The sequence below is a fragment of the Pseudomonas sp. EA_65y_Pfl2_P78 genome, from assembly GCF_963970495.1.
Lineage (GTDB): Bacteria > Pseudomonadota > Gammaproteobacteria > Pseudomonadales > Pseudomonadaceae > Aquipseudomonas > Aquipseudomonas baetica_A.
In genome coordinates, this window is sequence record NZ_CAXAON010000007.1 from 168409 (window position 1) to 178067 (window position 9659).

A 9659-nucleotide genomic window follows, 5' to 3' on the forward strand; every position below is an offset into this window, starting at 1 on the left:
AGAGTCTTCAATGAGCAGTGTTGTTGCCATCGTCAAAAGCATTGTCGGTCAGGTTTTCGTGGTGTCGCCGGAAGGCGTACGCCGCGTACTCGTTGAAGGCGACCGCCTGTTTGTCGGCGACCAGATCGACACCGGCCTCTCCGGCGCCGTGTCGCTTGAACTGGCTGATGGCCGCACCCTCGATCTGGGTCGCGACACGCAATGGAGCGCCAGCGCGCCCGACTCCAGCACTGACCTGGCCGAAGCCACCGCACAGGCCGCGCCGTCGGTAGAAGAACTGCAACAAGCCATCGCCGCCGGTGTCGACCCGACCACCGCGCTGGAAGCCACCGCAGCCGGCGCCACTGCCGCGGGTACGGGCGGTGCCGCCGGTGGTGGTCACAGCTTCGTGCTGCTTGATGCCACGGCCGGCAGCGTTGACCCGACCATTGGTTTCCCGACAGCGGGCATCGATTCGGCTGCGCAAGCGGCTCAGAACATCACCGGCGGCCAGACCACCGACACCACCAACAACGCTCTGCGTGAATCGACCCTGAGCCTCAGCGCCACGCCGACCATCACCGAAGCCGGCGGCGTGCTGGTGTACACCGCGACCCTGACTCAGGCGCCGCTGACGGACCTGACCATCACCCTGTCCAACGGCGCAGTGATCGTGATCCCGGCCGGCTCGACCACTGGCACCGTCAACGTGCCGCTGGCGCCGAACGACACCGTTTATAACGACCCGACCCAGATCGACGTGACCGTCACCGGCACCACTGGCGGTAACGGCATCACCGTGACCCCGCCGACCACCCCGGCCACCACCCAGGTCACCGACACCATCGACACCACCACCGTCACCCTGACGGCGGGATCGAGCGTCACCGAGGGCGGTCAGATCACCTACACCGCGACCCTGACCAATCCGGCGCAAACCCCGGTGACCGTCACCCTGTCGAACGGGTCGACCATCACCATTGGCGCGGGCCAGACGACCGGCACCGTCAACGTGCCGACCCCGGCCAACGACGTGTACAACAACGGCAGCACCGTCACCACGACCATCACCGGTGCCACGGGCGGCAACTTCGAAAACCTGGTGCCGAACCCGACACCGGCGGTGACCACCATCACCGATTCGATCGACACCACCGGCCTGACCCTGACCGCGACCGGTACCGTGGTCGAGGGTGGCCAGATCACCTACACCGCGACCCTGACCAACCCGGCGCAAACCCCGGTGACCGTCACCCTGTCGAACGGCTCGACCATCACCATTGGCGCGGGCCAGACGACCGGCACCGTCAACGTGCCGACCGCGCCAAACGACGTCTACAACAATGGCACCACCGTCAGCACCACAATTACCGGCGCTACCGGTGGCAACTTTGAAAACCTGGTGCCGAACACCACGCCAGCGACCACCACCGTCACCGATTCGATCGACACCACCAGCGTGAGCCTCACCGCGACCGGCACCGTCGTCGAGGGTGGCCAGATCACCTACACCGCGACCCTGACCAACCCGGCGCAAACCCCGGTGACCATCACCCTGTCGAACGGGTCGACCATCACCATTGAGGCCGGCAAAACGACCGGCACCGTAGACGTGCCGACCCCGCCAAACGACGTCTACAACAATGGCAGCACCGTCAGCACCACAATTACCGGCGCTACCGGTGGCAACTTTGAAAACCTGGTGCCGAACACCACGCCAGCGACTACCACCGTCACCGATTCGATCGACACCACCAGCGTGAGCCTCACCGCGACCGGCACCGTCGTCGAGGGTGGCCAGATCACCTACACCGCGACCCTGACCAACCCGGCGCAAACCCCGGTGACCGTCACCCTGTCGAACGGCTCGACCATCACCATTGAGGCCGGCAAAACGACCGGCACCGTAGACGTGCCGACCGCGCCAAACGACGTCTACAACAATGGCAGCACCGTCAGCACCACAATTACCGGCGCTACCGGTGGCAACTTTGAAAACCTGGTGCCGAACACCACGCCAGCGACCACCACCATTACCGACTCGATCGATACCACCAATCTGTCGCTGAGTGCCACTGGCTCGGTGGCCGAGGGTGGTTCGATCGTTTACACCGCGACCCTGACCAACGCTGCACAAACCCCGGTCACCGTGACCCTGAGCAACGGCTCGGTGATCACCATCGACGCGGGCAAAACCACGGGCACCGTGACCGTTCCGGCGCCAGCCGATGACGTCTATAAAGACGCCGGCAAAGTTGAAGCAACCATTTCGACTGCTACTGGTGGCAACTTCGAGAACCTGGTGCCGAGCACTGTCCCGGCCGTGACTGAAGTGACCGACACCATCGACACGTCGACCGTCAAACTGACGGCCGATGCTTCAGTGGCTGAAGGCGGCACCGTTACTTACACCGCCACTGTGGGTGCGCCGGTGACTGGTTCGCCAGTCGTGGTGACTCTGGCCAACGGTCAGAACATCACCATCGAAGTCGGCAAAACCACTGGCACCGTGACCACCACCGCGCCGAACGATGCGCTGGCCGGTAACGCACCGCTGACCAACTCGATCACGGGGGTTTCTGGCGGCAACTACGAAGACCTCGTAGCCGACAAGACCCCGGTTTCGACCACCGTCACCGACGTCGTCGACACCACCAATCTGACGCTGAGCGCCACCGACTCGGTCGCCGAGGGCGGTTCGATTGTCTATACCGCCACCCTGACCAACGCTGCTGGCTCGCCAGTGACTGTGACCCTGTCGAACGGCGCAGTGATCACCATCGAGGCTGGCAAAACCACCGGCACTGTGACTGTTCCAGCGCCTGCCGATGACGTTTACAAAGATGCCGGCAAAGTCGAAGCAACCATTTCGACTGCCACAGGCGGCAACTTCGAGAACCTGGTGCCGAGCACTGTTCCGGCCGTGACCAGCGTCACTGACACCATCGACACCACCACCGTCAAACTCACCGCCTCCGAGTCGGCGGCTGAAGGTGGCACCGTCACCTACACCGCGACCGTGGGCGCCCCGGTCACGGGTTCGCCAGTCGTGGTAACTCTGGCCAACGGCCAGAACATCACCATCGAAGTCGGCAAAACCACCGGCACCGTGACCACCATTGCGCCAAACGATGCGCTGACCGGTCATGCGCCACTGACCAATGCAATCACTGACGTAACCGGCGGCAACTACGAAAATCTCGTGGCCGACAAAACCCCGGTCAGCACCACGGTGACTGACACCATCGACACCACCAATCTGTCGCTGACTGCGACCGGCACGGTGGCCGAGGGCGGCTCAATCGTCTACACCGCCACCCTGACCAACGCCGCTGGCTCGCCAGTGACTGTGACCCTGTCGAACGGCGCAGTGATCACCATCGAAGCCGGCAAAACCACGGGCACCGTCACCGTTCCGGCTCCAGCCGATGACGTTTACAAAGATGCCGGCAAAGTCGAAGCAACCATTTCGACTGCCACAGGCGGCAACTTCGAAAACCTGGTGCCGAGCACTGTTCCAGCGGTTACCGAAGTCTCTGACACCATCGACACCACCACCGTCAAACTCACCGCCACCGAGTCGGCTGCTGAAGGTGGCACCGTCACTTACACCGCCACCGTGGGTGCTCCGGTGACTGGTTCGCCTGTCGTGGTGACTCTGGCCAACGGTCAAAACATCACCATCGAGGTGGGTAAAACCACCGGCACTGTGACTACCACAGCACCAAACGATGCATTGGTCGGCCAGGCTCCGCTGACCAACTCGATCACTGACGTGAGCGGTGGCAACTACGAAAATCTCGTGGCCGACAAAACACCGGTTTCGACCACCGTCACCGACGTCGTCGACACCACCAATCTGACGCTGAGCGCCACCGACTCGGTCGCCGAGGGCGGTTCGATTGTCTATACCGCCACCCTGACCAACGCTGCTGGCTCGCCAGTCACCGTGACCCTGTCGAACGGCGCAGTGATCACCATCGAAGCTGGCAAAACCACCGGTACAGTCACCGTTCCGGCTCCAGCCGATGACGTTTACAAAGATGCCGGCAAAGTCGAAGCAACCATTTCGACTGCCACCGGCGGCAACTTCGAAAACCTGGTGCCGAGCACTGTTCCGGCCGTGACCAGCGTCACTGACACCATCGACACCACCACCGTCAAACTCACCGCGACCGAGTCGGCTGCTGAGGGTGGCACCGTCACTTACACCGCCACCGTGGGTGCTCCGGTGACTGGTTCGCCTGTCGTGGTGACTCTGGCCAACGGTCAAAACATCACCATCGAGGTGGGTAAAACCACTGGCACTGTGACCACCACTGCGCCAAACGATGCGCTGACCGGTCATGCGCCACTGACCAATGCAATCACTGACGTAACCGGCGGCAACTACGAAAATCTCGTGGCCGACAAAACCCCGGTCAGCACCACGGTGACTGACACCATCGACACCACCAATCTGTCGCTGACTGCGACCGGCACAGTGGCCGAGGGCGGTTCGATCGTTTACACCGCGACCTTGACCAACGCCGCTGGCTCGCCAGTCACCGTGACCCTGAGCAACGGTTCGGTGATCACCATCGAAGCCGGCAAAACCACGGGCACTGTGACTGTTCCAGCGCCGGCTGACGACGTCTACAAAGACGCTGGCAAAGTCGAAGCAACCATTTCGACTGCCACGGGCGGCAACTTCGAGAACCTGGTGCCGAGCACTGTCCCGGCCGTGACTGAAGTGACCGATACCATCGACACGTCGACCGTCAAACTGACGGCCGATGCTTCAGTGGCTGAAGGCGGTACCGTCACTTACACCGCGACCGTGGGCGCTCCAGTCACCGGTTCGCCAGTCGTGGTAACTCTGGCCAACGGCCAGAACATCACCATCGAAGTCGGCAAAACCACCGGCACCGTGACCACCACCGCGCCTAACGACGCATTGGTCGGCCAGGCTCCGCTGACCAACTCGATCACTGACGTAACCGGCGGCAACTACGAAAATCTCGTGGCCGACAAAACACCGGTTTCGACCACCGTCACCGACGTCGTCGACACCACCAATCTGACGCTGAGCGCCACCGACTCTGTGGCCGAGGGCGGTTCGATTGTCTATACCGCCACCCTGACCAACGCTGCTGGCTCGCCAGTCACCGTGACCCTGTCGAACGGCGCAGTGATCACCATCGACGCTGGTAAAACCACCGGCACTGTGACTGTTCCAGCGCCGGCAGATGACGTTTACAAAGATGCCGGCAAGGTCGAGGCAACCATTTCGACTGCCACGGGCGGCAACTTCGAGAACCTGGTGCCAAGCACTGTTCCGGCCGTGACTGAAGTGACCGACACCATCGACACTTCGACCGTCAAACTGACGGCTGATACTTCCGTGGCTGAGGGCGGCACCGTTACTTACACCGCCACTGTGGGTGCGCCGGTGACTGGCTCGCCTGTCGTCGTGACTCTGGCTAACGGCCAGAACATCACCATTGAGGTGGGTAAAACCACCGGCACCGTGACCACCACTGCGCCAAACGATGCGCTGGCCGGTAACGCCCCGCTGACCAACTCGATCACTGACGTGAGCGGCGGCAACTACGAAAATCTCGTGGCCGACAAAACACCGGTTTCGACCACCGTCACCGACGTCGTCGACACCACCAACCTGACGCTGAGCGCCACCGACTCGGTCGCCGAGGGCGGCTCAATCGTCTACACCGCCACCCTGACCAACGCCGCTGGCTCGCCAGTCACCGTGACCCTGTCGAACGGCGCAGTGATCACCATCGAAGCTGGCAAAACCACCGGCACTGTGACTGTTCCAGCGCCTGCCGATGACGTCTACAAAGATGCCGGCAAAGTCGAAGCAACCATTTCGACTGCCACGGGCGGCAACTTCGAGAACCTGGTGCCGAGCACTGTTCCAGCGGTTACCAACGTCACCGATACCATCGACACCACCACCGTCAAACTCACCGCCTCCGAGTCGGCTGCTGAAGGTGGCACCGTCACCTACACCGCGACCGTGGGCGCCCCGGTCACGGGTTCGCCAGTCGTGGTAACTCTGGCCAACGGCCAGAACATCACCATCGAAGTCGGCAAAACCACCGGCACCGTGACCACCACTGCGCCAAACGATGCGCTGACCGGTCATGCGCCACTGACCAATGCAATCACTGACGTAACCGGCGGCAACTACGAAAATCTCGTGGCCGATAAAACGCCAGTCAGCACCACCGTGACTGACACCGTCGACACCACAAACCTGTCGCTGAGCGCCACCGATTCTGTGGCCGAGGGCGGTTCGATCGTTTACACCGCCACCCTGACCAACGCCGCTGGCTCGCCAGTGACCGTGACCCTGTCGAACGGCGCCGTCATCACTATCGAAGCCGGTAAATCCACGGGCACAGTGACTGTTCCAGCGCCGGCTGACGACGTCTACAAAGATGCCGGTACCGTCCAGGCAACGATCAGCACAGCCACAGGCGGCAACTTCGAAAACCTGGTGCCGAGCACTGTTCCAGCGGTTACCGAAGTCACTGACACCATCGACACCTCGACTGTATCGCTTACCGCTACCGCGAACGTCGCTGAAGGCGAAACCGTGGTTTACACCGCAACTGTGACCGCGCCAGTGACCGGCTCGCCGGTTGTGGTAACCCTGTCCAACGGTCAGACCATCACCATCGCCGTCGGTGAAACCACCGGCAGCGTTAACTTCGTAGCGCCGAACAGCCCTCTGGCGGGCGGCAGCTCCCTGAGCGTAACCATCGACGGTGCCACTGGCGGCAACTTCGAAAAACTGGCCGTCGACGGCAAATCCGCCGATACCTCGGTTTCGGACACCACCGATACCACCAACCTGAACCTGACGGCGACCGACTCGGTCGCCGAGGGCGGCTCAATCGTCTACACCGCCACCCTGACCAACGCTGCTGGCTCGCCAGTCACCGTGACTCTGTCGAACGGCGCCGTCATCACTATCGATGCCGGCAAAACCACGGGCACCGTCACTGTTCCGGCTCCAGCCGATGACGTCTATAAAGACGCTGGCAAAGTCGAAGCAACCATTGCCACCGCGACCGGTGGCAACTTCGAGAACCTGGTCCCGAGCACCGTTCCGGCGGTTACCGACGTCACCGATACAATCGACACCACCACCGTCAAACTCACCGCGACCGAGTCGGCTGCTGAAGGTGGCACCGTCACTTACACCGCGACCGTGGGCGCCCCGGTCACGGGTTCGCCGGTCGTGGTAACTCTGGCCAACGGCCAGAACATCACCATCGAAGTCGGCAAAACCACCGGTACTGTCACCACCACCGCGCCTAACGACGCATTGGTTGGTCAGGCTCCGCTGACCAACTCGATCACTGACGTAACCGGCGGCAACTACGAAAATCTCGTAGCCGACAAAACACCAGTCAGCACCACCGTGACTGACACCGTCGACACCACCAACCTGTCGCTCAGCGCGACCGACTCTGTGGCCGAGGGTGGTTCGATTGTCTACACCGCGACCCTGACCAACGCCGCTGGCTCGCCAGTGACTGTGACTCTGTCGAACGGCGCAGTGATCACCATCGAGGCGGGCAAGACCACGGGCACCGTCACTGTTCCGGCTCCAGCCGATGACGTCTATAAAGATGCCGGCAAAGTCGAAGCAACCATTTCGACTGCCACCGGCGGCAACTTCGAGAACCTGGTGCCAAGCACTGTTCCGGCCGTGACTGAAGTGACCGACACCATCGACACTTCGACCGTCAAACTGACGGCTGATACTTCCGTGGCTGAAGGCGGCATCGTCACTTACACCGCCACTGTGGGTGCTCCGGTTACCGGTTCGCCAGTCGTGGTGACTCTGGCCAACGGTCAGAACATCACCATCGAAGTCGGCAAAACCACCGGCACCGTGACCACCACTGCGCCAAACGATGCGCTGGCCGGTAACGCCCCGCTGACCAACTCGATCACGGGGGTTTCTGGCGGTAACTACGAAGACCTCGTGGCCGACAAGACCCCGGTTTCGACCACGATCACCGACGTCGTAGACACCACCAACCTGACGCTGAGCGCCACCGACTCTGTGGCCGAGGGTGGTTCGATTGTCTACACCGCGACCCTGACCAACGCTGCTGGCTCGCCAGTGACTGTGACCCTGTCGAACGGCGCCGTCATCACTATCGAGGCCGGTAAAACCACCGGCACCGTGACTGTTCCAGCACCGGCTGATGACGTTTACAAAGACGCTGGCAAAGTTGAAGCAATCATTTCGACTGCCACCGGTGGCAACTTCGAAAACCTTGTGCCGAGCACTGTTCCAGCGGTTACCGAAGTCACTGACACCATCGACACCACCACCGTCAAACTGACCGCGACCGAGTCGGCTGCTGAGGGTGGCACCGTTACTTACACCGCCACTGTGGGTGCGCCGGTGACTGGCTCGCCTGTCGTCGTGACCCTGGCTAACGGCCAGAACATCACCATTGAGGTGGGTAAAACCACCGGCACTGTCACCGCGACTGCGCCAAACGATGCGCTGACCGGTCATACGCCACTGACCAATGCGATCACCGGCGTAACCGGCGGCAACTACGAAAACCTCGTGGCCGACAAAACCCCGGTCAGCACCACGGTGACTGACACCATCGACACCACCAATCTGTCGCTGACTGCGACCGGCACAGTGGCCGAGGGCGGCTCAATCGTCTACACCGCGACCCTGACCAACGCTGCTGGCTCGCCAGTGACTGTGACTCTGTCGAACGGCGCAGTCATTACCATCGATGCCGGTAAAACCACGGGCACTGTGACTGTTCCAGCACCGGCTGATGACGTTTACAAAGATGCCGGCAAGGTCGAGGCAACCATTTCGACTGCCACCGGTGGCAACTTCGAGAACCTGGTGCCAAGCACTGATCCGGCCGTGACTGAAGTGACCGATACCATCGACACGTCGACCGTCAAACTGACGGCCGATGCTTCAGTGGCTGAAGGCGGTACCGTCACTTACACCGCGACCGTGGGCGCTCCAGTCACCGGTTCGCCAGTCGTCGTGACCCTGGCCAACGGTCAAAACATCACCATCGAAGTCGGCAAAACCACCGGCACCGTGACCACCACCGCGCCTAACGACGCATTGGTTGGCCAGGCTCCGCTGACCAACTCGATCACTGACGTGAGCGGTGGCAACTACGAAAATCTCGTGGCCGACAAAACACCAGTCAGCACCACCGTGACTGACACCGTCGACACCACCAACCTGTCGCTCAGCGCCACTGGCTCGGTGGCCGAGGGTGGTTCGATCGTTTACACCGCGACCCTGACCAACGCTGCTGGCTCGCCAGTGACTGTGACCTTGTCGAACGGCGCAGTGATCACCATCGAGGCGGGCAAGACCACTGGCACCGTGACCGTTCCGGCGCCAGCCGATGACGTCTATAAAGACGCCGGCAAAGTTGAAGCAACCATTTCGACTGCTACTGGTGGCAACTTCGAGAACCTGGTGCCGAGCACTGTCCCGGCCGTGACTGAAGTGACCGATACCATCGACACGTCGACCGTCAAACTGACGGCTGATACTTCCGTGGCTGAAGGCGGCACCGTCACTTACACCGCCACTGTTGGTGCTCCGGTTACTGGTTCGCCTGTCGTGGTGACTCTGGCCAACGGTCAAAACATCA

At 61.8% G+C, this 9659-nt stretch carries 1 protein-coding gene; it reads left to right on the top strand.

The annotated features are described in order from the left end of the window. Positions 1-10: 10 nt before the first annotated feature. Positions 11-9659: retention module-containing protein (locus AACY02_RS09185; protein WP_339431662.1), on the top strand; the 9649-nt coding region annotated here is incomplete at its 3' end.